21 protein-coding genes are annotated in these 23,244 nt (G+C 44.5%); 3 read left to right on the top strand and 18 right to left on the bottom strand.

Annotation, left to right across the window (positions count from 1 at the left end; all coding sequences use genetic code 11):
- Window positions 1-323: 323 nt before the first annotated feature.
- From QMA13_RS01520 to QMA13_RS01505, 4 genes are all read right to left on the bottom strand, one after another.
- Complete coding sequence (locus tag QMA13_RS01520) at window positions 324-581, bottom strand: hypothetical protein (protein WP_282939044.1); 258 nt, start codon at window positions 579-581, stop codon at window positions 324-326.
- A gap of 46 nt (window positions 582-627) precedes the next feature.
- Window positions 628-855 (bottom strand): DNA-binding protein, encoded by a 228-nt coding sequence (locus tag QMA13_RS01515; RefSeq protein WP_282939042.1) that lies wholly within the window; start codon window positions 853-855, stop codon window positions 628-630.
- A 158-nt stretch (window positions 856-1,013) separates the two neighbouring features.
- Entirely contained in the window at window positions 1,014-1,406 is a 393-nt protein-coding gene (locus tag QMA13_RS01510; protein WP_282939041.1) for a YkvA family protein, read from the bottom strand.
- A gap of 127 nt (window positions 1,407-1,533) precedes the next feature.
- Window positions 1,534-1,878, bottom strand: coding sequence for a potassium channel family protein (locus QMA13_RS01505; protein ID WP_282939039.1), 345 nt, complete (start codon window positions 1,876-1,878; stop codon window positions 1,534-1,536).
- Window positions 1,879-2,039: 161 nt separating this feature from the next.
- Between QMA13_RS01505 and QMA13_RS01500 the strand changes: the two genes are divergently transcribed.
- The gene (locus tag QMA13_RS01500; protein WP_282939038.1) at window positions 2,040-5,657 is read left to right on the top strand and encodes an Npt1/Npt2 family nucleotide transporter; all 3,618 of its coding nucleotides are present in this window, start codon (window positions 2,040-2,042) and stop codon (window positions 5,655-5,657) included.
- Between the two features lie 151 nt (window positions 5,658-5,808).
- Window positions 5,809-6,972 (top strand): GGDEF domain-containing protein, encoded by a 1,164-nt coding sequence (locus QMA13_RS01495; RefSeq protein ID WP_282939037.1) that lies wholly within the window; start codon window positions 5,809-5,811, stop codon window positions 6,970-6,972.
- 31 nt (window positions 6,973-7,003) lie between these two features.
- Here QMA13_RS01495 and QMA13_RS01490 read toward each other — a convergent pair whose 3' ends face one another.
- The 8 genes from QMA13_RS01490 to QMA13_RS01455 all read right to left on the bottom strand — a co-directional run bounded on the left by QMA13_RS01490 (window position 7,004) and on the right by QMA13_RS01455 (window position 14,605).
- Window positions 7,004-8,338, bottom strand: a complete 1,335-nt coding sequence (locus QMA13_RS01490) for a DUF5808 domain-containing protein (RefSeq protein WP_282939035.1) — start codon at window positions 8,336-8,338, stop codon at window positions 7,004-7,006.
- Between the two features lie 64 nt (window positions 8,339-8,402).
- Window positions 8,403-8,792: a GntR family transcriptional regulator gene (locus QMA13_RS01485; RefSeq protein ID WP_282939033.1), complete on the bottom strand. Its 390-nt coding sequence runs from the start codon at window positions 8,790-8,792 to the stop codon at window positions 8,403-8,405.
- 157 nt (window positions 8,793-8,949) lie between these two features.
- Entirely contained in the window at window positions 8,950-9,771 is an 822-nt protein-coding gene (locus QMA13_RS01480; protein WP_282939031.1) for a metallophosphoesterase family protein, read from the bottom strand.
- Between the two features lie 37 nt (window positions 9,772-9,808).
- Window positions 9,809-10,855: an ABC transporter ATP-binding protein gene (locus QMA13_RS01475; RefSeq protein WP_282939030.1), complete on the bottom strand. Its 1,047-nt coding sequence runs from the start codon at window positions 10,853-10,855 to the stop codon at window positions 9,809-9,811.
- A 1-nt stretch (window position 10,856) separates the two neighbouring features.
- On the bottom strand, window positions 10,857-11,720 hold the full coding sequence (locus QMA13_RS01470) for an ABC transporter permease (protein WP_282939028.1): 864 nt from the start codon (window positions 11,718-11,720) through the stop codon (window positions 10,857-10,859).
- Entirely contained in the window at window positions 11,717-12,559 is an 843-nt protein-coding gene (locus QMA13_RS01465; protein WP_282939026.1) for an ABC transporter permease, read from the bottom strand. The genes QMA13_RS01470 and QMA13_RS01465 overlap by 4 nt, the downstream gene beginning before the upstream one ends.
- Entirely contained in the window at window positions 12,546-13,739 is a 1,194-nt protein-coding gene (locus QMA13_RS01460) for an extracellular solute-binding protein (protein ID WP_282939024.1), read from the bottom strand. Before QMA13_RS01460 ends, QMA13_RS01465 begins: the two co-directional genes overlap by 14 nt.
- A 137-nt stretch (window positions 13,740-13,876) precedes the next feature.
- Window positions 13,877-14,605, bottom strand: a complete 729-nt coding sequence (locus tag QMA13_RS01455) for a GntR family transcriptional regulator (protein ID WP_282939022.1) — start codon at window positions 14,603-14,605, stop codon at window positions 13,877-13,879.
- 323 nt (window positions 14,606-14,928) lie between these two features.
- Between QMA13_RS01455 and QMA13_RS01450 the strand changes: the two genes are divergently transcribed.
- Complete coding sequence (locus tag QMA13_RS01450; RefSeq protein WP_282939020.1) at window positions 14,929-15,573, top strand: SGNH/GDSL hydrolase family protein; 645 nt, start codon at window positions 14,929-14,931, stop codon at window positions 15,571-15,573.
- Window positions 15,574-15,842: 269 nt separating this feature from the next.
- On the opposite strand, the gene QMA13_RS01445 is transcribed toward QMA13_RS01450, so the two are convergent.
- From QMA13_RS01445 to QMA13_RS01420, 6 genes are all read right to left on the bottom strand, one after another.
- A complete protein-coding gene (locus QMA13_RS01445; protein ID WP_282939018.1) occupies window positions 15,843-20,822 on the bottom strand; it encodes an S-layer homology domain-containing protein in 4,980 nt (1,659 codons plus the stop codon).
- A gap of 108 nt (window positions 20,823-20,930) precedes the next feature.
- A complete protein-coding gene (locus QMA13_RS01440) occupies window positions 20,931-21,062 on the bottom strand; it encodes a hypothetical protein (RefSeq protein ID WP_282939016.1) in 132 nt (43 codons plus the stop codon).
- 169 nt (window positions 21,063-21,231) lie between these two features.
- Entirely contained in the window at window positions 21,232-21,609 is a 378-nt protein-coding gene (locus tag QMA13_RS01435; protein WP_282943200.1) for a hypothetical protein, read from the bottom strand.
- Between the two features lie 28 nt (window positions 21,610-21,637).
- Window positions 21,638-21,871 carry a hypothetical protein gene (locus QMA13_RS01430; protein WP_282939014.1) on the bottom strand — a complete coding sequence of 78 codons (234 nt, stop codon included), beginning with the start codon at window positions 21,869-21,871 and terminating at the stop codon, window positions 21,638-21,640.
- Between the two features lie 238 nt (window positions 21,872-22,109).
- Window positions 22,110-22,778: a glycoside hydrolase family 73 protein gene (locus QMA13_RS01425; RefSeq protein ID WP_282939012.1), complete on the bottom strand. Its 669-nt coding sequence runs from the start codon at window positions 22,776-22,778 to the stop codon at window positions 22,110-22,112.
- The gene (locus QMA13_RS01420) at window positions 22,775-23,233 is read right to left on the bottom strand and encodes a phage holin family protein (protein WP_282939010.1); all 459 of its coding nucleotides are present in this window, start codon (window positions 23,231-23,233) and stop codon (window positions 22,775-22,777) included. The genes QMA13_RS01425 and QMA13_RS01420 overlap by 4 nt, the downstream gene beginning before the upstream one ends.
- Window positions 23,234-23,244 lie beyond the last annotated feature (11 nt).

The following is a 23,244-nucleotide window of genomic DNA, read 5'->3' as shown; positions in this document are numbered from 1 at the left end:
GCACTCCCCTGTTCTATATGTGGCAATGGCCACTCTCGTTACTAAAGAACTAGTCTTCTTATTTATCGTCCTTCAGACCATATAAAAAAATAGATCATGCCCTGGAAATTCCGTTAGTCTATTACATTTATTATACCATTTGAACTATTGAAATTAATATATAAAAGCGATTCTTGTGCGCTAGGTTAATAGACCCGAAAATGATAGAAACTGCACAGCGGAAGTTATGCTGACCTTTCTCTGCTAATCCCTGGAATCGACCCTAATCGCAAAAAAGGACCCGCAGCATAAGCTGCGGATCCTTTTTGAAGCTATCTATCCGTTTATTCGAAGTACGTGAATTCCCAATCGCCTTCTTCAGAGATAAATTGAGTTGCATCCTCGTAATAAGGAACATCCGTGAATTCAAGTGTCGCTTCTCCAGTTTCTCCTGGTGCGAGGTGAAGCTCAATATTCTCAAAATATTGTTTACCAATATCCGCAGTATCCCCGCTATCGTTGCCTAGAACGAGTTTCACTTCCACTTTCGTTATCGACTCAATGCTCTTATCTCCGACGTTTTTAAACGTACCCTTGCCCATAAAAGAAAAAAACACCGCATCGGTGTTTGTCTTATCTATGTAATAGTTATGTATTTTTCACTATCTCATCTATTTCACTTTTCAATAAAAGGTACCTATGAACACTTCTCATGATCGGAACCTTAGTTAGCCCGCTTTTATCTACATAGGCTTTCATTTGGTCTTTAGAAAGACCCAACAAACTTCCTGCTTCTGTTACTGTTAATACAACTTCATTACTTGTGGCATTAAAAGTTTTCTTCGCTTTTAGATTCCAATCCTCGAAACCATGCATAGATCTGCTACCTTTCTTATCTTGGCCAATAGATTTTCTTGACCGAATACCTCTATTATAACATACATATATTTTTTCACCTAAAACCGATTATGTACAGGCAAAGCAGAGATCCACGCCCCTCTTCTCCACACCTGCAACACGATGGTTCTCGTCTTTTATTCTACAATGTGTGCATCAACATCAATAATGTCCTGATTGTTAGCCGCATCTTCACCGAAGAAATCCTTTAGTTTATCTTTCGCTTTTTGTTTGGCGGAACTGTCTATGTTCACGGCTACTGCACCTATGGCTAACATCAAGGCACCCAAATCATCTACATATCCAACGACAGGCAATACATCAGGAACAATATCAATAGGCAAAATCAGATAGCCGAGTGCCCCATAGATCTGAATCTTAGCTTTCGTCGGTGTCTTAGGACTTTGCAGAGCATAAAAGAGGAGCAGCCCACTGTATACCACCTTTGCTCCAGCGTCCTTAGCATACTTCCTTAGCTTAGACCAAAACCCTTGCTCCGAATAGTGTTTTTCATACTTGGAGTTGTCCATTTCAAGATCACATCCTTTTCGTTGTAGCTTAGCCAGGCGAAGAGTGTCAAACCAGTGCTCCTGATCACTTAAGTCCAAAATTCTGCAACAGATACCTCATTTCCTCCTTTTTCAACAAAATAAAGACCTATTCTTTTTTCTGTTTTTCCCCTTCTGGCTGTTTTATCAGCGCATAAGCAATATATCCTATCAAACCCAGGAACAATCCGGTACCAACAATAATATAGGCCATCGTAAACACTTTGCCCAAAGCTGTGCGCGGCTCGAATGTCGGATGCCCTACTGTACTGAGCGTAGTTACACAAAAATACATGGCATCAAGCACTGTAAGACCTTCTTCCTTCACATAGAAGATTGTACCGGACAACAACATAATCAGCACCAATATGAAAAGGGCTTGGAAGTTCTTCAGCTTGAAGGCTCTCCACAACCCGCTTATCAAACGTTTCAAAGTCAACAGAAGCGATATCATTGCGTAGCTTACTCCCTCCTTCATGCCGATCGGGAAAATGCTGTACCCGAAATTTGGATATTACTAGCTTTCCAAATTGCATCCACAATAACCGACTGAATGGGAAAATAAAAATAAGCGAACTTATTTGAAACATAAAATGTTATTTATGGTTACACAGGGTGAACATCTTTAGGTATAATCTATTCATTCAGGTAGGTAAAGAGGGAGTTGTATTTTGGGGAATGGGTGTCTATGGGACTATATTGAAGTTATTCCCGCAGGTTAAGGAAGACCGTGATGAGTATATAAAAGTCATATTGCTGTTAAGTTATTTATTTTGTGTGGTATCCGCCTCAACCATAGGGAAGACAGCTTCCGATACGTTATTTTTAAGTCGGTTTGATAATTCCTTCTTATCTTTCATGTACTTGCCCCAAGCCATAGTTATGATTATTGCCGGTGTTATGTTTCAACGTTATTCGTCTCGAGTCCGCTTGGAACGTCTCATCACGATAATGATCCCTGTTATCGCAGGGCTGGTTCTCCTTTCAAGAATTGGAGTAGGGCTGGATATCCGTTGGGTTTTCCCTGCTATATACATAGGCTTTGAAGTGTTTAACTTCCTAATGATTGTCTGCTTTTGGCAGTTTGCTACCTCCGTAATGGATCAGAGAAAAGCTAAACGGATGATCGGTATTGTCGGGAGCGGAGGCATAGCCGGGGGCATTGTAAGCGGGTTCGGCTTGAAAATCTTCGCCCCTCTATTAGGAACGGCAAATTTGATCTTTGTCTACGCAGGGCTTCAAATGATAGCACTTGCCGTTGTCATTCTGATCCTACGTATATTTCCTCAGCAGGCTGAAGCAAGACCAGTTAAGCTCCAACCGCAATCCAAGCCAGGCTTTGAAAAAAAAGCAGGGCTCTTCAAGCATGTTCCCCATCTCAAATATGTGGCGCTGCTGGCGGCAGCACTCGTGTTCTCACTAACGCTGATTGACTATCAATTCAAGGTCATTTTGAGAGAAAACCTGCAGAATGAAGCTTTAGCGGGTTTTATGGGCAGCTTTTATGGCTTCTCCGGAATTATCGCATTACTTGTTCAACTGTTTATTTCCGGTTGGATTATAACGCGCTTCGGTGTTATGACCGCTTTGCTTGTTTTCCCTATAGCTTTATTTGCAGGAAGTCTGGGCATTCTTATAGTGCCTGTCCTAATGATGGCCGTCATCGTTAAGGGGAGCGACAAAGTCGTCGGTGATACCGTATATTCCTCTGTCAGCCAACTCATCATGTTTCCTATCCCTCCTGAATGGCGCGGTAAGGCCAAAGGCTTCTTGGATGGTATTGTAAGAAACGGCGCCAAAGGACTGGCCGCTCTATGCTTGCTCATAGTGTCTCATCTTCTCGATCCAAAACAGCTTAGCTACATTATACTCGTGCTGCTGGGCATCGGGATATTTGCTGCGGTCAAGCTTAAGAAAGCCTATTTGCAGACCCTAGTATCTACGCTGCAAACGGGTAACCATGATCTTCAAAGAGAAGAATTGAATGTGATGGACCCTGCAAGCCGACGATTGTTAACCGATGCTTTATTAAGTACAGATAAGCAGCAGGCTTTATATGCATTTCGGATTTTGCGAGGGATGGACCATTTCGACTTCATTCCGTACTTACAGCCGCTTCTCCATCATTCGGATCCAGCCGTGTGTACTGAGGCCCTGACGCATATAGAACAGACCACGCCAGCTGGATTTGAGGAGCTAGTGCGCAGCCTCCTAACGTCAACGCATACTCAGGTAAAAGCCAAGGCGATTATTGCCCTAGCCTCCTACGCGCAAGAGGAATATTTGGATGGAATAACCGTCTTTCTAGAGGAACAAGACCCCGAAATTAAGGCAGCAGCTATTGCTGGATTGGTCAAATACTACGGTATTGAAGGCATGTTCAGGTCGGTAGCCATTCTAAAGCAGCTTATCGAAAGTGGGCGGGAAGAGAATCGGATTGCCGTGGCCTCGCTATTCGGGCAAATCGGAGTGAGAAGCTTCTATAAACCTTTGGCCGCTTTACTGCAGGACAGCTCTTACTCAGTAAGAATACGTGCTTTAGAATCTGCAGCAATCCTTTGTGTACCCTCGTTAATACCGCCTATTCTGTCTTGCTTACAAGATTTTGAGACGCGGCGCTATGCCATTGATGCGCTCTCTTCCTATGGCGAGACAGACATGGCTCTGCTGCTTAAGAACTCCATGGATGGAACCGGCATTTCCTTGCATTTGCCCGCCGTCTTGGAAAAAATAAGTACGCAGCCATCATTCGACACGCTGCTATCTTACTACAGCTCGGCATCGTTTGATATGCGCGATAAAATGTTAGAATCACTTACACGGATGCACAGCAAGTCGTTTGCAGTGAGCCCCCAAAATATAGAGAGCCTCATTACGACGGAAATTGAGTTATTTCATCAATTATCCGGGCACGGAGCGCCGCTTGTTGGAGTGGAACATTGCTCTGAAATCGTCATCGTCGTTGAGCAGATTCGCTCATCCATTTGTCAGCGAGTGTTTCAACTGTTGGCTTTCCTCTATGAAGCCCATACGATGCAGGCTGTTTATAAAAATTGGTCGGAGGGTGACTCCAGACAACAAGCCAATGCAGCCGAAATTATAGACCAAACCCTGCAGGGCTCCTTAAGGATTCTGCTGGTCACATGGATGTCCTCCCCACGGAACCTAGCGGGAAAAGCTTATAATCAAAATGATTTAGAGGCACATTTCCATTGGCTTTCCATGCAAGGAGATGTATGGCTTAAGGAAGTCGTTAGCCTTGCCATAAAGCAGCGAAATGGCAGCCCCTCCACTGAGAGTGATACCTCCAAGCAGCTCGAACGTGTCCATCTATTAAGAAATGTCCCGGTATTCCAAGGCTTAACGAGCAAAGAATTATCCGGCATTGCAAAACAATTGCAGCAGGTTGATGTCCATCCAGGAGAGATCATTATTCAAGAGGGCGATCCGGGGGATTGCATGTATATTGTGGGCAGTGGGCACGCCGGCGTTTATCGGAACGACAGGAAGCTAGGAGACTTTTACAGAGGCGATTGTTTTGGTGAAATGGCTTTATTCAACCAAGGCTTGCGTACGGCTTCCATTAAGGCGGAAGAGGAACTTCTATTGTGGAGGCTTGATTCATCTAGTTTTTATGATATTTTGTTTAATCATACAAGCATCGCTTTGGAGATGATGAAGCTGCTGTCGCGTAGATTGAGATCGTTGCTAGAACAAGGAAATAACGGGACGAAAACGGTAGCCCCTGCTTTATCCGAGGTTGCCTCCACTACCTCTGTAAGCAACCGCAAGGTCCCTGATGTGCAGAGCATGAATCTATCCCGACATGAAGTGATTTTACGACGAATTTTGACCTTGCAGAACATTGAGCTCTTCGCACATCTTACACAAGACGATTTTATTTGGCTTGCACAGTCTATTGAAGAGGTAGAGTATTCATCCGGCCATTCGATATGCCGAGCAGGGGAGTTTGGCGATACGATGTACGCCATTGTTAGCGGAAACGTGCGTGTGCACAAAGGAATGGAAGAGATCGCTCAACTGCGAGAAGGGGAATATTTTGGTGAAATGGCGGTCATTGACAGCGGTCCTCGTTCCGCTGACTGTACAGCGGTTAATGATGTTATTGTTCTGGAGCTGCACAGAGATCTGGTGTTAGCCTTCTGCTTCCAGAATATGAATGTACTCAAGAGCATACTGCGAGTATTAGCAGATCGGCTCAAAGGGCTATGAGTCTGGCATGAAGATGAGGCGCCTATCCAGTCCCAATAAAGGACAGGAAATAAATTCCACCTTCAATAAGGGACGGAAGTATATATAAGAACCCTCGACTTTTGTTATACTCAAATGGACTGGAAATTCCCTTAAAAGATGGTGGCTCATCATGGATTTACTCTTGGATGCAAGAACGATTTTTATATCGCTTGGAGTAGGGCATTTATTTACTTTGATCCTTATAACTGCGTATTGGCATGATCATGCCAAGGATATCACCGTCAAAACCTTCTTTTTGGCAAAATGCGCACAGACCGCAACATGGTTTCTACAAGCTTTTCGCGGAGAAATTCCCGACTTTCTATCCATCTCGCTTGCTAACTCGATCCTATTTATCGGGGCATCCTTAGAAATCTTATCCATTATGAGTCTTCAACATTCGGTTCGCCCTATAACCAAAAGGTTTTATTTTGTTTTGACTGCCTTCAGTATTGTCGGGTTTCAACTGATCGTTCTCTTTGATAACCAAGAACATTTGCGGATTGCCTATTCATCTTTTATAACAGTGGTCATCATAATGCCTGTTTATCGGATGATCCTCGGGAGAACCCAAACCTTGCTTATGAAGATAATGGGTTATTTTTATCTATTTGTTATTGCGACTTCTTTGATCAGGGGGAGCGGCGCTCTCCTTTTTCCACTGAAGACAAGCCTCTTTACTCCCGGCATTTATCAGACGATGGCATTCCTGGCTCTTTATATTGTCATGATTTTGGGAAATACAGGATTTATCCTTTTACTGAAGGAAAAAGCCGACCAAGAATTAATCCGTTTGGCCAGCTTTGATGATTTAACAGGCACTTTGAACCGCAGAACCTTTACTTCCCTTGCCAAACAACACCTCACCGACTATGCCAAAAAGAAGAAACCCATATCTTATATGCTGTTCGATATCGATTGGTTTAAAACGATTAATGATACTCATGGCCATACCATAGGGGATCAAGTGCTGCAGGATCTTACTTCACGAATCAAGCAGCAACTAAGCCCAGAGGATTTGTTTGTTCGTTATGGAGGTGATGAATTTGGAATCATGCTGCCTGGAAAGGACGAAGCCGAATCCAACAAAATCGCCGAACGCATTAAGCAGATGCTTGATGGAGCGGACCACCGTGGTTTACCTATAACGTACACCATTAGTATGGGGATTCTCACCGTTACGCCTGATCAACACACACAATTGGAGACACTCTACACTTCCTGTGACAAGGCTCTTTACATGGCCAAAAATAACGGCCGAAATGGCTTGTTCCGAGGTTTGATGGATGAGTGAAAAGCAGTTGAACTTGAAAAGAACAAGAGGGTTACTCTCCTACCTGCTTTTGCAGCTGTTCAAATAACTGCTTCGTTTGCTGCGGATCCTTCTCATTGTAGAAAATGTACACATCATTCAGCTTGATCCGAATATATGGCGGATTGTTTTTGAAAATATATAGTCTTGCATTGCCCAGCTCTTTAAGGCGAAAATGTCCGCGGGCTTGCTTCTCAGTAGCTTCTCCATTCGTTTTGATTCCGGAAGGAACACTGTCAACGAGCTCCATTTGTTTGATGTCTGCCATGTTGAAGCCAAAAGAATACATCGGGTAATCAATCTGGATTCTATGCTCAGGTGTGACTGTTAAAACAGGAGAGGTCATCTCAGAACGGATTAGCATAAACGAAACACCGATGATAACGACTGCTACCAACCCGACACTTCCCCATGCGATCATTTTTCCTACCCAAGTCCCCGTATTTATAGTTTCCCCTACCCCTACACGCTTAGGGACCAAAATGCTTCTATCCTGAGGATTATGGTACGTAAATCCATTGCTCCAGAACTCGTCATCGTCCGTATAGATGGTTTTGCCGTCTTGTGCCAATGTTTCTTGCTCCACGGAAGTGATTTTACGATAAACGTACACCACCAAGCCAACTGGAATCGCAATGAACAGCAAAGTAAGGGTAATCCATAACCCTGCAACAGGTTCATTTTCACTAGTTATAAACAAGCCTATGAGCAAAAAGTGTATGTTCTCAATAATCGCCATAAATAACCACAAGTAAGAGGTGTATCTACGTCTTGCTTGATTTAAGCTTACGTTGATTTCACTGTTGGCACTGTATACTCTAGCCTTGGTCCTGCGCATAACGCTGGAAATGAGTAAAAAGAGAACGGTAACTGCGAACCCGCTGACAGCTATACCCAAGAGATTCGGATCACCTGCATCCCACAGTATAAGACCGATGGACATCGCAATTGGAATCGCGAACAGCCAGATGGAAGCGGAACGCTGATTTTTCAAGTAGGCTACACGCAAATCGCTCCGAATGACACGTTTGGTACCGACGAACCATTCCTTTTCACGTTTCAATGCCAAAGTATCTCTAAAAGCATGGCGAAACGGAACGACCATCAACATAAAGAAAACGGAGAACCATACAAAAAAATAGATTACTTGATAAGCAGACCAGTCATGGAGCAGCACCAATGGAATTAGGAAGGCCGTCATCCACAGACTCGCTTTTGTTAGCTGCTTGTTGAACTGCGCTTGAATGTTCTGGATGCTCGCATCGTCTATCACATGAGCAGGCAAGGTGACCGCAAACAGCATGCCTTTGCTGTATTTTGCCTGCGGCTTGTAGGTGGCTAATAACACAATGAAATTGATGATGGCTACGCCTAGTAAAATTGCTGTAAGTATAGGAATTCACTCCTTTCTATTAAGCGTTGGAATGCCGATACGTCATTTTAGAAAAAATCTGAGAGCATAACGTTTGAAACCGCGACTGATCCATCCCTTGAATCGTAGCTTGCGCGATAATTAGTTGAAGCTGCTTTTCTAATTGCGGGGAAGGATCAGGCCCCTCTTGCGGTCGAGGGCTTACCTTAGCTCCATGCCGCCGATCGATTACAATATAACCTTCCTGCTTCAACAAAGAATAGGCTTTATTCACCGTCATCGTATTGATGCCCAAATCATCAGCAAGCTGCCGGACGGTCGGAAGCTTCTCTTGAGCCGCTAATTCACCCGTCGCAATTCCAATAACGATTTGGTTGCGCAGCTGTTCATAGAGAGGGGTTTCACTGTCTAATTGCAAGGAGATAATCATGTTATACATTCACCTCTAATCACATTTTGTATTATTTATTATAATACAAATAATACTTAGTTTGTGCAACTTCCTTAATGAATGTTCCTCGACACAACGAATCAAAAAGCACCGACCGATTTGGCCAGTGCTCTTCTCCGAAGGAGCGGACATTTTTTTAGAAAATAACCTGCAAACGCTGATCCGCTTCCTCTCCACAAGCCTCTGAGACAGGAGTGAAGCCCGGTATGCCGGTATTAAAAATCGTGATATGCTCCGCTAATTCTGTGTTATTTACATCTACAAGATCGATTTGAACCCCTCGATCCGTTAGCTCAACCCTGCGAAAAGCAGGAACGTCAAGGCAAGCGGCGGTCTGAATAAAATGCCAATTCTCCTTTTGAACGATCGAATTCATATGGTTATGTCCGCAAAAGTAGAAGCCGGGGCCTTGCTTCCGTTTTAGAACCTCCAGCATATCGATAGTAGGATCAATCGACATTTTCTCCAGGGTGGAATGTGCCGTCGTTCCGTACACGGGATGGTGAGCGAAAATAAAAACTGGCTTATGACCGGACTTGTCGAGCTGGACTTTCAGCCATTCCAGCTGTTCTACATCCAGTTCTCCACCCCAATCGATCCGGTTCATTTCTTTAGTCGTATCCAGAAAGATCAGCATAGCTTCGTCACTATCGATCGTATGATATCGCTGTTGTCGAGTAAGCCCCATAATCTCGGCTTTCGGCAGCGTATAGGCATCATGGTTTCCCAGTACTTGAATAAAGTTGCATTCGCTATTCCCTATCCGATTGAACACGTAATCAAACTCTTCAGGCAGCCCCTCGTGCGTAAGATCACCTATGGAAATATGGAACTCTGCATCCATTCGGATAAAATGCTCCAGCATCTCCTCGTAGAAGCTATCTCTTGCTTGCAATAGTTCAGCGGCACTGTCGCCCATCAAGGAATAATGAAAATCTCCCATTATAATAAATCGCATAGATATAAGACCTCCATTAGTACAGGATTTACATCGATTAAACAGCGAACCAATAAGCTTTATTGTCAGGGATCTTCACGCTACAAGGACCTGTCGGGAGGAGCGCCTCATCGTCAACAAATATGGGCTGGCCTTCAATTTCCACCATATAGCGGTAATAGGACCCCATGAATAAATGATGGCGAATGGCACCTTCCAGAATGAAATACCCATTCTCTTCCCAAACCTGCCGCTTATCTGCTTCACCCTGATATGCACGCCGGTTCTTAGGATCATTTTGTCCCGCTTCAGTGATTGGCTCTATCTTCGAGTCACCCGAGCGAATAACGAGTCTTTGCAGCGTACCCTCGCGATAAAGGGAGAGTGTATGGCTTTCCCCGAGAAAATGAGCCGTGAAATAGGTAGAGGGCTGGCGATAAATTTCTTCCGGCGTTCCTGCCTGCTCTACCCGTCCTTCATTCATCACAATCACATAATCCGCCATGGATAAGGCTTCTTCCTGATCATGGGTGACATAGACTGCCGTAATGCCAAAGGATTGCTGAATGTCGCGAATGCCAACCCGAAGTCTCTGACGTACCTTCGCATCCAAGTTAGATAACGGCTCGTCGAGCAGCAGCACCTCAGGCTGTACAACGAGAGCACGGGCCAGCGCTATGCGCTGCTGCTGCCCGCCAGAATATTGCTGCGGATAACGGGTATTTGCATCCGTTGTATCAATCTCCACTCTTTCCAGCACCTCGCGCACACGAGTTTCCCGCTCCTGCTTGGAAACCTTCTGCAGCTTCAGACCATAGGCTACATTGTCGAACACGGTCATATGCGGCCAGAGCGCGTAATGCTGAAAAACCATAGCAGCCTTCCGCTGCTGAGGTGATGTATGAGTCACATTGCGGCCGCCGAACAAGATATCGCCTTCATCAGCCGTTAAAAATCCGGCTAACGTTCGCAGCAGTGTTGTTTTTCCGCATCCGCTAGGCCCTACGATAGCCGTCAATCCGCCTGCGGGTAGCTGCAGGTTGATGTCCGTAATGCCTCTCTTTTTGCCGTAGCGCTTATTCAAGCCTTGAATGGTAATGCCCATCTTATACCCTCCCAAAAGCAGCCAAATATTCTGAACGCATAAACCGCTGCAGGAAGAACAGCAGCACGATTCCCGGTATCATCAACAGCACAGATGTTACCGATGCGACCTGCATCTCATAGCCGTTCGCAGCGTTGTACATGAAGACCGGCATCGTAATATGAAAAGGTGCCCCAATCAGCAAGCTTCCCGTAAATTCGTCCAGCGAGTATAAAAAAACTAGTAAGGAGCCTGCGATAATTCCCGGAGCCGCCATAGGCAGCACCACATGAAAAAAGGTGTACACTTTGCCGCCACCCAGCATATACGAGGCCTCTTCCATGGATTCTGCAACAGATTGAAATACAGAGACCAATGTCCATACGGAAAATACAATGGCGCCGACCAAATGGATAAGAGTCAGCCCTGTCAACGTACCTACGAGATCGAAACGGTACATAAAGGTCATCGCATTCGTGAATACCGGAAGCTGAGGAAATGCCTGAGGCAGCAAAAACAACAGCAGGATCAAATGCTTTAACGGAAGCCGGTTACGTGCAATGAGATAAGATAAGGGCACGGTTAGCACCAGACACAACAGCGTGACCGTAATAGCAATAACGAAGCTTAGTCCGAGAGATGAGAGCATCTTTCCTTCGAATACTTGTGTCCAGTATTTGAAGCCCCAAGAGTTCGGGAATGGATGAGGCCAGAACCACTTTTCCGCTACCGACCATAGAAGCAGACTGGACAATGGACCAAAAATGAAAAAGATCGATGCGACATAAATGAGCAGACGACGCGTCATACGAACGATTGGCGTTTTTCTCTCGTTAGGTGTGAGCGAGCCGTTAGAAGCAGCTGCCGATGAAATGACTTTGTTCATTTTTTCGCCAACCCCTTTAAGTAGTAAATGGCAGCACCCATGGACGCTATGTAAGTAATAACGCCAATCGCATTCGCTAAGCCGTAATTATGCTGATAGACGCTTTGATGGTACAAATCCATCATCAGCATTTGCTGACCGCCTGCGTTACCCAGCATGGCAGGGATGGAGAAGCACCCGAGCATGGAGGTGAAGGTCAGTACCGCCATAACCCCGATACTGCTCTTGTTCATAGGCACGAGGAAATGCCAGATCAACCTTAACTTACCTGCTCCCATTCCCCTTGCGGCTTCCAGCATCCCTTCATTTACAGATCGAAATCCGCCAAGCACCAGAAGCAGGGCCAAACCAAGATTTTTCCAAACCAAAGCAGCGATGAGACCAAACGTAGTGAACGCGAAGGATGGGAGTGCATCCGGATTAAACCAACCCGTGATAGCAATCGCCGAATTGAGCGTGCCGTGTGGCGCTAGAAATACTCGCATCGCGTGCCCTGCAACGACGAATGGCACAAACAAAGGGATTTTGAATATAAATTCCAGCACCGGGTATGCACCCAGTCGCAGCAACCCGCCGATCGTCACAGTGAACAGGGTAAGCAAGGCGAGGCTAGCTAGACAAACCCATAGCGTAAATACTACATCCCCGCCATACAAAGAAATCGCTTCGACGTAATTACCAAATGTCCATATTCCTTCCTGCGAACGCAGGCTAGAAATAAAGGAGAGCGTGAACGGATACAGGAAGAGCAGCGCGACAACAACAACCGCAGGAGTAACAAGCCCTACTCCGCCCAGCTTGTGCCAGAAGACGATGGGTGGTGAGTTAGTTTTTCTCATAGGCGGTTTTCAGATGATCAAAATAAGTGTTGATCGGGAACGATTGGCCGCGTTTATTCAGATCTTCTGCTGTAATATCTTTAAACAGCTTCTTCTTTCCCTCTTCGCTAACCTTCGGAAGCACCACTGTTGCGTCTATACCCGGATACCAGCTGTTTTTCTCTACGATGACCTTGGCTTGGGTTTCAGGAGAAGTCAGCAGATCGGCATATTTCAGAGCAGCTTCTTTGTTCTTGGCATTCTTAGGAATGACTACATACATTGGTTGACCTGGTATGCCCGGATCGAGGATTTTCAGACCAAAGTTAGGATTCATGCGGCCTTCATCCACCCATAAGTTAAACATATCGACCCATACAGGTCCCATGTCGATCTCGCCGCGGTTCAGCATATCGAGGGTACCATTGTTCCCATTGGTATAGGTCACTGGCAGTGCCTTGAGTTCTTTTAGAATAGCCGGCCATTTTTGCTCTAATGCTGCATCAAATGGACCTTCGCTCATCTTTTTATAATCGCCGGATTTCCAGTATGTAAAGGCAGTAGCAAAAGCGACACCACTTGCACCGTTCTGGATCCCGTTATATCCGAAGCGCTTCGGATTCGCTTTGATCCATGCGGTTAACTCTTCAAAATTTGCTGGGAATTTCTTTACTTTATCAGGGTTATAAGCAAAGGCAACCTGACTGTGGAACAGAGGAATAACATAGCCTTCCACGTTGGTACCCAAGCTGTTTTTACTGTCAGAGGAAACGACGTACTGCTTGTTGGCAGATTGGGGAACCCATTTGTCCAAAAGATCGTTATCAATGAGCTGCTGCATACCGCTTTGATGCACAATGGCAAGATCGATATCCCATTCCTTCTTGCCTGCATCTTTTTGCGCTTTTAGTTTTTCGAATATTTTTTGTGTTCCGCCATCTCCGGCACCAGAATTGACGACGCGAACTTGGGCGCCTGGAAACTGCTTTTGGAAGCTGAGAACTACGTTCTTTTCTTGCAGATCGGTCATGTTCGTGTCGCCGGCTGTGATGAGATTAAGTTCGTATTTCTTGGGTGCTTCCGTAGCAGCTGCGTTTCCGTTCGTTCCGCTAGTGGAAGTAGGCGTATTTGGTACAGTAGTATTCGTTGCGCATCCAGCCGATACAACCGTCGTCACCGTTAGAGCACAAAGCACGTTCATGAATTTCTTCATATTCCCCACCCTTTTCGAATTAGATGCGTTGTCTAGACATCTTTAATCTTAGTATAGATGGGTTTTGTTAACAGTATGTCATTGATATAAGAAGAAATTATTAAGCTGGACTTAGCTGAATTCGCTTATCTCCGCCGGTTCACCCAGAACTGAAATACATCATTGCGATAATAATCATACGAAAATAAGACAGGCATGTGCTGCTGATCAAAATGAATCTGCTTCAACATGAGCACCGTCGTATCCCGCTTCACTTGCAGCTTACGGCAGATGGGATCGGTGTGATGGGGGACAATCAGCTCGGTACTGGCACCCGTCAACCGGATACCGCACTCGTTTTCTAGAAATCGGAGCAAGGAACCGGTAAGCGTCTTGTTTTGAAAAGCCTGCTCTACTAGAGCTAAAGGCATCACATTAATATTATGGGCCACCGGCTCATCATTGGCGGTTCGGGTACGCTCGTTAATGATCACAGGACTGCCCACCGGTATTTTCAAAAACTGCGCCCATTCCTCTCGGCAAGGCTCCTTCCGGATGAATTGCTCCAGCTGGCCTTCTATCAATCCGGCAGAACGAATAATTTCTTCTGTGGACATAAAACGGTCGATGCTGCTAGGAATGGAGCTTAAAGGCCGTATCACAAAGCGCCCGACCCCTTTCCTCACGTCCAGCTTTCCTTCCTGCTCCAGCTGTTTCATCGCGGCTCTTACGGTTTCCCGGCTCACTTCAAATTGCTGGGTCAGCTCGATTTCCGTAGGCAGACGATCCCCTACCTTGAGCTCTCCACTCTGCATCAGCCCGTCCAAATATTCCTTGATTTTTATATAATGGCTGACTTTCGTCTTATTCGTCATGGTGGTTTCATCCTATCTTGGTATAAGGATCTGTTCTTACTTCTATCGTAGCAGAGTCTTTTCTAGGTGTAAAAGCATAAGGACAATCTTAATATTTCATAAATAATCTCAGCCCTGTTGCTGTCATAACCTCTTTCCCATGGCTATCCCCCTTTTTTTGAAGCTCCGCTTCTAAACTCGGTTACTGTCCAAACCATTCATGTTGGATTGCAATATTATAGCTGTAAATAGACGAAGAGAATGACAAGCAAACCGATTATCCTTATCTTTCTTCACCAGGATATGTTAATGCTATGATTAAACATTGGAGTTGATGCTGTCCTATGATTTATACAGCTCTTGGAGATTCCATTACATTCGGGGAAAATGCCTCCTGTTGGGCGAACGCTTATCCCCAATTAGCGGTGTCCACTTTGAATTGTCGCTCGCGCAAGGTTCGTGGGTTTGTCTTAGCTCGGTCTGGTTGGAGCAGTAATGACCTACTGGATGCTGTGATATGGCAGGGGGACCCCGTCATCGCCCATTCTGATGTGGTTTCGGTATGGATCGGGGGCGTGGATTTAGCTAAGGTTGCGTTGAGTTCGTTTAAAAGCAAACAGCCCCTAGCTGCGGAAAAGCTTATATCCAGCTATAAGCGTAATTTAAGTACCATCTTCACACAAATAAAAAGAGGAAGCTGCGCCCGAATTATCTGTTGCACGCAGTACAACCCGTTTCCCGCGACGTCTCTTGCCGTTGGGGCCATAGACCAATTAAATCGTACAATAACGGAGCTTTCTCATAGCTGCGGCGTCACGGTAGCCCCCGCTCATTCTTGGTTTGAGGGTAAGCAGGCCGAGCTTATCCATGGATTTCGGCAAGGAAAGGTCGAAGACGCGTTAAGCGGATCTATGCCCATCCATCCTAATGATCGGGGGCATCGAGTTATTGCGGCGGGATTGGCTCCTTATTTGATTCCTCGGAGGTGAGAGGGGGAGGACTAACCTGGGTTGGGGTTAGTCTTTTTTTATATGGGAGGGAGGGTATCCATTCTCATCGTGGATGGTTTTAAATGCACTGCTCCCAGCGCTTCGTTTTTTCCACTTGGAATGGTCTTTTTAGGTTCCTAATGGATACTTCGAATAAAGCAAAAGGTTCTCACCACTTTAGTAGCATTTTTCATCTAATACAAAAACAAGAGATACCAACCATAGTAGGCCGATATCCCTTGTTTTCCATAAGATTACACTTTCTGATTTTATTTATATTCCGATTGCATTAATGAGCTTCCATTGAGGTAGTACAGCTTACCATTAGCAAAAAAGATATTGCGAGCCCCAGAAAGGGAGATCGATTGCAGTTTCTGATAAGAATTAGCATCGTATAATCCATTCTTTCCTATAAACGTCTTGCCATCTGGGCTTACCGCATAGATCGGCTCAGGTAACACAACTATGGTTTGGTTAAGTTGATTCTGATTCAGAATTCGATCTTTGGCAATCACTAACCCCCGGTCCTCTAATAATAGAATTGGAGTATCCAGAGGATCTCTGCTGAAATTGTCAGGATACCCTACACTGGAACGGCCCGTTTGCTTGAACGGAGTGCTAGCGATCGATATTTCATATACATCCGTATTAGACAGACCTGCGCTCCATCCGTACTGGAACCAATAATACAGCTTGCTGTTATCTCTGTTAAAAACGATTCCGCCTATCGATTGTAGCTCTGCCCCATAATTTATTTTCTCAAAGGTCATTGCGTTAAAGACTAGCAAACGAGGCGACCACTCACCTGTTACGACATAGAGAAGTTGGCCTCTTTGATAAATTTGTCCATGGGCAGCATCACTATAATCGACCGGCGCTTGATACCTCAAGTACCGTTGTGCTTGAAAATCACTCAAGCTGATCTCCGTCACCAAGACATTCTCGTCATTGTTGCGGATGTACAACTTAGTCCCATCTTCAGATAGAGTGAGTTCAGATGGTTTATAAACAAGTGATATCGTACGTTCAATTTTATTGTCTATAAGATTTATTACGTATAGCTTACGAAACGCCTCATCTAATGCGTAGGCCTTTTTCCCGTCTGGTGCACTTACAATGTCCGCTATCACGCCATTAAGATATAAACCTGGGCCCACTACTGGCGGTACAGATTGCATTTTATTTTTATAGATAATTTCGACCACGCTGTTACCGCCAATTGTTGATATGGCAAGAAGTTTATCTGAATTGCTGTACAAAGATTTTGCAATTCCATCGATAGGATACTTGCCCAATTGCACAAAGTTGTCATATTGATAAGCGCCAATAAGCCTATCCTTAGCCGTAAAAAAGCCATTATTATTTATGTCAAAAGCAATATCAGTAAAGCCTGCATTCAAACTGTAAACATACTTCATATCACTCGAACGCGCTTCGGTTGCTTGAAACACCGTTCCTGCACCGTTAAACAGATATTTCCCATCTGGAGAAATTCGCATCTGTGTGCTCATGGCATAGTCACCATGGTACGGTGAATCATATCCATTCGGAGCTAAAGCTCCATTCTGTATATCATACGCTGTTATATCTCTTGGAGAAGAATCCGTAGTAATTGTATAAATTCGGTTAAGATTCGGATGCATATGAATATAACTTGCTTGTCTAATATTAGCGGAATATACCTCTGAATACGTGGTAGGATTATATGATTTCAAATTCGTCCACTGCCCTGATCCAGAAGCAATATAAATATACCCAGCTCTGTCCACTGCAATATCATAAGGATCAATGTTCACATCGAGTATTCTTGAGATCGATAGGTCAGAAGCATCAATAATTGCAATTGCCCCTTTTTGGTCTTCTTTCCACCAAGTGTAGGAATGCGTTCCCTTTAACAATGAGACGTAAATCTTACCATCAGCAAAAGTAATGCTTTCTGGCGGTAAAGGCAAGGATATAGAGTTTATATTGCCAGTTTCATAGTTAAGAGCGTAAAGCTTTAAATGTTCCTTATCTGTTAAGTATAAAATAGGCTGATTCGGGTGCTGCACTGAATTTGTAACTAGGAAATCAAGCTGAATGTGATCGTTATAATAAGGTGTACTTGCTACAACAGCACTAGCTTTAGACTCTACTTCCCAGTTGCTTCCTCCAAAAACAGCCTTGATTAAGTAATATTTCTTCACATTAGGCTGCAGGTTTTCATCAAGTATTGTGGTCTCCTTGGTCTTGATTACATTCCCCTGTGCATCCAGCAGTGGCCTGTATTCACCTGTTACTGTTGAGCTTGTATAAATTTTATAATATTCAGCATTTTCAACTGGCGTCCAGTTGAGGCGAACTTGCCTATCCGATTCTGCATCTGCTGTCACATTTGCAGGTGCCACGATCGGCTCGATTCTATCTAATAACCAAGCAGTTCCACTCCAACTCGCCGATAAGAATAACTCATTTCCATAAAAAACACGTATTTTATCATTTACAGCCAGCGGTTTACTACGTAACGGCGAATTCGGATCCAAATAAGCTCCATTTATTACCGTTGTTAATGCAGTTGTGCCGCTATAATATACTTTGCCGTAAACAGCCCCATTCACCGTAACCGTCCCCACCGTAATCGTTTTATACGATGCGGAACCTCCTTGAGGAGTCGCCGTATACAGCTCAGAAAGAACTGTGCCACCCTGAATGGTAAATACGCCAATATCCTGTTGAGAGTAAGAGTACTGGGCTTGGTAGACAGTTTGAGAAACGGTGCCGTTTAGTGTCCAGCTTTCCTTCGAGAAATTACCCACTGTAGCATATCTTGCAACTAACTTATCGCCTACGGTAAAAATCACTTCAGGCATTAGAGCGCCTGGATCAGCAGGAAAAACCGTCACAATGACCTGCATTGCAAAGCCAGTACTCCTATCGGTCAGATGGATAGTTACATCTTCTGGATATGGTGCATTTCCTCTCGATAAGGTTAGAGTGGACCAGCTCTCATTGCCAATCGTCATTGTTCCAAATTCAGGGCCTTTCGCATTCATTTTAACGTTTAATACGTTAGGGTGGCTTACATCAGCAGCGAAATTGTCCGAGAGAAGAGCCGAGTCCCCCTTCCATCGAAATAGAATGGAAAACTCTTGGAAGTTAGAACTAACAGTTAGCTTTTTATTTGCCGGATGGTACAGGCCATTAACCTCAAATGAAGGAGTAATAAAAGCAATTCCCGGAATGGTTAATGGAATTTCTTCCCTAGATACAACCAATTCTTTTTTCAGTTGATTGGTAGTTCCAAGGAAAGCATATATAACTAATTTTTCGTTTTCCTTTAGGGACCGGTAATATTGTAATGTCGCGGTACCGTTATTCGCAGGTGCGTGGTCTGAGTTAGCAACAATAGGAGAAAATGAAAACTTAACCTCACTGTTATATCGAGCGGTTATATCCTCTCCATACTGATTCATAAATTTGTACTTCACTTTTATGTATGATGGAGTTGCAGGATCCCAAATGACGGAGTCATACAGATAAGAGAACGTAATCCTTTCTTTCTCAACCGCAAGGTCCTGTTCTAATGTATTTACACCATTATTTAATTTTTGCTGAATCACTATAGTATGATTGCCTTCAGAAATAGGTGCTTTAAGAATCACTGTAGCAATTTTATTATCTACCGAATATTCTACTCGGTCTACTTCAATGTTACTTTTAAATGCAATATTTATAGTAGAAGCGGTAACCGATTGTGAAAAGGTGATCCCTACTTTATTGTGGCCAATAACCGCAGCTTGAAAAGTTAGGGGGGATTCCGGTTGAGTTGGCGTTGGCGTACCCCCTCCGCTATTATTCCCACCGCTGGTGCCACCGCGACTACCGCCTCCACCGCCACCACCAAAAAAGGTCGTTGTTGTTGTTTGACCATTGAGCATTGCCGGCTTCTTATCAAAGGTACTAGCTTCCGCTCCCCCACTTACTGTTGCATTCTCTATGTTTCCTTGGCCCGAAACCCGAGCTGCCGCATTCAGAACAAGCTCCTTTACAATAACTTGTTCAGCTAAGTCGATGGAGCCGCCCGTTGCTCCATCGGCAACATACATTTGCCCGATGGTACCTTGGATAACTTGTACTTTGGCATTTTTGGACAAAATCCGGATCTCTTGAAAATCACCAACGAGTTTAACTTCCGTTCCTTCTGCCAAGCTTGCCGGAAGCACAACTCGTGTAAATCCTGCTCCATTTATATGTTCTTCCTCAAGTTTAACAGCAGAATGTATCTCCGCCTCTTGCACTGATGTAGTACCGTTAGCTATAATTCGAACCTTACCGTTCACTTTCTCAATAACTAGAGAAGCTAGCGTACTATTTTCAAAGTGGATGCTATTTGCTCCCCCGCCTTTAACCGTAGTGGTTCCGCTTACTCTGACGTTCTGAAGTGTTACATCTCCTTCACCTATTCCTTCTCCTAGCATTAGATTTCCGTAAATTGTCATATTTCGAAGTGTAACACCTTGCATATTTATGGTTACATCTCTGGTCCATACTTCATTGCCACTATCCGGGCCAAAAGTACCAGCGGTCGAGAATTCTAACGGGCCCATCTTCTGCTGCACTTGGCTTGCGTTGTCGATGGTTACCACAGCTTCTGCGCGTGTAACTGCACGAGTGGGGGTAAAGCTTGAATCATTGTAACCATTCATAATGCCGTATGATGCTACAGCAGCTACTTCTCTCTTACTCCATTCGGGAAACTGATCAGCGTCTATAAATGAAGCATCTTCCTTCATTTCTAGTCTTAAAAGGTTCGTAATAATGACGGCTAATTCTTGCCGGGTTACCGCCTCGTTTGGCCGAATCGTCCCATCCTCATAGCCTCTAATGTAACCGACCTCTGCCGCCGTGCCTAGTGGTTCAAATTGCCACTCATTCTTTGCTAGATCCGGGAAAGACACCTTTTCCCTTGTAGATGTAAGCTTGAACTTACGGTTAATAAGAGAAGCTATCTCCGCACGTGTTATCGAATGGTCCGGCTGAAACGTTCCATCCTCATAGCCTTTAATAAGTCCCTCGTTTGTCCAACGATCAATGATTGGTTCAGCCCAATGCTCCTTCGTATCCATGGCAGCCTCAGCACTTGGCGTAAGCCCTGGAAATAGGGTCCATGCTAAGATCAAAAAGATCAGCATCGATTTTAGCCATTTTTGCATTAAAAATAGTCTCCCTCCAATAATTGTTTTACCTAGTGTAAATTCTATGAATTTCACCAAATTCCTCCAAAACCATACAGTTTTCGGTATTATATGTATATTTTGTTGAAGACCCTCGTTCTGTGTTTAAGAAGTAGGACCTGAATATATATTCTAAAGTCCTCGCTATGATTTTTTTAGCATCCCGTACAGAAAGGTCAGCTGCGGGAAGTCCCATCCGTTTAAAGGCGCGAACTGCGTAGAGATGATGTGCAGTATCCAGATTCCGGAAAGCCACTGGATCGGATTCATAACCAACTTTATACCTCCCGTAAGTCTAGCCCCCCTGCACCATCGTCGCCCGCTTAGCGCGGCCCCAAACCCGATGCACGATCAAACCCAAAATAACGATCCATACCGTTTGCAGTCCCATCGTTTGCAACGCTTCAACCGATCCTAGTTTCCCAACGTAGATGCCGAGTGGTGTCTAGTACGTATAAGGAAACGGTGTAAACGCAAGCGTTGCTGTACCCACCCTGGAAAATACCACAGAGGGATCAATCTGCCGGATAAGATGCGAACCGTCGCATATTTTGATCACATCTAGGGGTCCAAGCGCCGTAACCCAGAAAGCTACTAAACCGACAAGTGCGCTCAGAAGCCAAAGAATTGCATAGCTTAACACCGCACTCACAAGAAAAAGGGCTGTAGCAACAGGGCTGACCGGCAGCGGAATGTGAAACAAAACAGCGATAATAATAAACATGGGCAGCGCTTTATTCACTAGCGAACTAATCGAACTCCCGATGTCTTCGGCAAGATAACAAAAGAGGAATCTGACTGGTCTCATCAAATTAAGAGCGATATCCCCTTCGCGTATTTGCTGGTTGATTTTACTGGATACATTGCATACAAAACATCGAGGACAACACGACCGACACGAGCGTAAACGCTAACATTTGCGGTTTATTTAAAATGCCGGTTGAGCCGACTTGAAATGCTGTCTGCCAAAAGAACAATGTGGCGAGCATCATCATCAGATTCGTGCCGATCGAAACGAACACTTCGAAGCGATAAACTAATGTCGCAAGCACCCTCATTTTTGCAATATAATAATATGCCGACATCGAGCTTCCCCCACTACCAATTAAAATTTCAACACTAGATCTCAGTAAAATTTTTTCCTATTATTTTCAGATCAGTAATTTTATTCATCATAGATTCAAATTCAAAATATTGGAAATGGAAAGTTTGATTTATATTCATAGTAGAACTAGGGGGAAAATTAGTGTATCTTGGAATGCCCTGAAATGGTCTCTCTCATCTATTTGTTAAACCTGATTTAGTTATAAGATGCCGACCAGCTTACTGTTCCATCTGACCAGACGCCTTTCTCAATTGATTCGCCAGCCAATGAATATAATCCGCTTGCTCCTGTAGTTGAACTAACGCATCCTCATCACCCATTGATGCTGCTGCACACTTCTTATCCATGCAATCTTGCCAATCAGGACCCATCCACGTATTAATAATCGTATTAGCTACATCCGCATCTAGCATCGGTTCTTTCGCCTCCTTATCGTATCGTTCAAGCTCATGAGTCAAAATTAAGCTGTTCAATTTCTCAGCGTAAATCGGATCCGTTGCGTAGCCGCAAAGATACAATGCATTCGTCTGCACCTGCGGACTGGTTGCTGCTCGAACCCGATCATAACGACTCCAATTGAATAATAAGTCCTGGTCTTTAAAGCAATCTTCAATGCAATCGTAAGCGCGCCAATTGGCCTGCACTCCATCCACCTTAATCCCGTCATATACCTCCCATGTTGTTGTACTAACACTTCGACCATGCCAATAGGCATTAGGCTCGCCACTACCGACTTTAAAACCAACAAGATTATTCCAGTCATGCAGCATGCAACCCGTTTCAAGAATAGCCTGTGCTATCCGGACAGAAGAATAAAGCGGTGATCCTTCCCTGCGTAATTTCACGGCAACAGGTGCTATAGCCGCGATGAACTCCGCTCGCATCATCGATTGCTTTCCCCCTTCTGCCGGAGCTGCTCCAAAAATTGTGTTAACGCTGAAGGCATAGGTACACCTAATACCCCGAGATTTTCAATAACAGACAATCCCTCACGGCCCGCATAAAAGTACAAGGCAAGAGTCCGAAATACCGGTGCTTGTCCTCCTATAAACTGGTCACATGCAGCCGCTAGAGCAATAACCAAAAAGACGATGCCTTTACGGACACCGCCCCAAAACATGACCTCACTATTGAGACATTTATTTCTAAATGCCCCCAGTATACCGGAGAAATAATCGATGACCATTAATAAAACTAGGATTTTCATAGCGTTATCCCACCCTCCTAAATAGTCGCTTACGACAACTCCCATAAAAGCTACTGTCCCTCCAAACGAAAACTCCTTAATATTTCCTCCAAGCGCTGCCCCTGCTGCAAGTGATGCTATATCTTTAATATTCATTAATAACTCCT

The organism is Paenibacillus sp. RC67, assembly GCF_030020805.1.
In the GTDB taxonomy this organism is placed as follows: Bacteria; Bacillota; Bacilli; order Paenibacillales; family NBRC-103111; genus Paenibacillus_S.
Note: the sequence above shows the minus strand (reverse complement) of the source record. Positions and strands in the feature narration are given on the sequence as shown.

Excerpts from the sequence above, each read along its gene's own strand:
- QMA13_RS01505 (WP_282939039.1), bottom strand. The coding sequence starts at position 1,878 with ATGATATCGCTTCTGTTGACTTTGAAACGTTTGATAAGCGGGTTGTGG.
- QMA13_RS01460 (WP_282939024.1), bottom strand. The coding sequence starts at position 13,739 with ATGAACGTGCTTTGTGCTCTAACGGTGACGACGGTTGTATCGGCTGGA.
- QMA13_RS01425 (WP_282939012.1), bottom strand. The coding sequence starts at position 22,778 with ATGATGCGAGCGGAGTTCATCGCGGCTATAGCACCTGTTGCCGTGAAA.
- QMA13_RS01520 (WP_282939044.1), bottom strand. The coding sequence starts at position 581 with ATGGGCAAGGGTACGTTTAAAAACGTCGGAGATAAGAGCATTGAGTCG.
- QMA13_RS01515 (WP_282939042.1), bottom strand. The coding sequence starts at position 855 with ATGCATGGTTTCGAGGATTGGAATCTAAAAGCGAAGAAAACTTTTAAT.
- QMA13_RS01475 (WP_282939030.1), bottom strand. The coding sequence starts at position 10,855 with ATGGGCATTACCATTCAAGGCTTGAATAAGCGCTACGGCAAAAAGAGA.
- QMA13_RS01470 (WP_282939028.1), bottom strand. The coding sequence starts at position 11,720 with ATGAACAAAGTCATTTCATCGGCAGCTGCTTCTAACGGCTCGCTCACA.
- QMA13_RS01465 (WP_282939026.1), bottom strand. The coding sequence starts at position 12,559 with ATGAGAAAAACTAACTCACCACCCATCGTCTTCTGGCACAAGCTGGGC.
- QMA13_RS01495 (WP_282939037.1), top strand. The coding sequence starts at position 5,809 with ATGGATTTACTCTTGGATGCAAGAACGATTTTTATATCGCTTGGAGTA.
- QMA13_RS01430 (WP_282939014.1), bottom strand. The coding sequence starts at position 21,871 with ATGTCGGCATATTATTATATTGCAAAAATGAGGGTGCTTGCGACATTA.
- QMA13_RS01480 (WP_282939031.1), bottom strand. The coding sequence starts at position 9,771 with ATGCGATTTATTATAATGGGAGATTTTCATTATTCCTTGATGGGCGAC.
- QMA13_RS01485 (WP_282939033.1), bottom strand. The coding sequence starts at position 8,792 with ATGATTATCTCCTTGCAATTAGACAGTGAAACCCCTCTCTATGAACAG.
- QMA13_RS01420 (WP_282939010.1), bottom strand. The coding sequence starts at position 23,233 with ATGAATATTAAAGATATAGCATCACTTGCAGCAGGGGCAGCGCTTGGA.
- QMA13_RS01455 (WP_282939022.1), bottom strand. The coding sequence starts at position 14,605 with ATGACGAATAAGACGAAAGTCAGCCATTATATAAAAATCAAGGAATAT.
- QMA13_RS01450 (WP_282939020.1), top strand. The coding sequence starts at position 14,929 with ATGATTTATACAGCTCTTGGAGATTCCATTACATTCGGGGAAAATGCC.
- QMA13_RS01510 (WP_282939041.1), bottom strand. The coding sequence starts at position 1,406 with ATGGACAACTCCAAGTATGAAAAACACTATTCGGAGCAAGGGTTTTGG.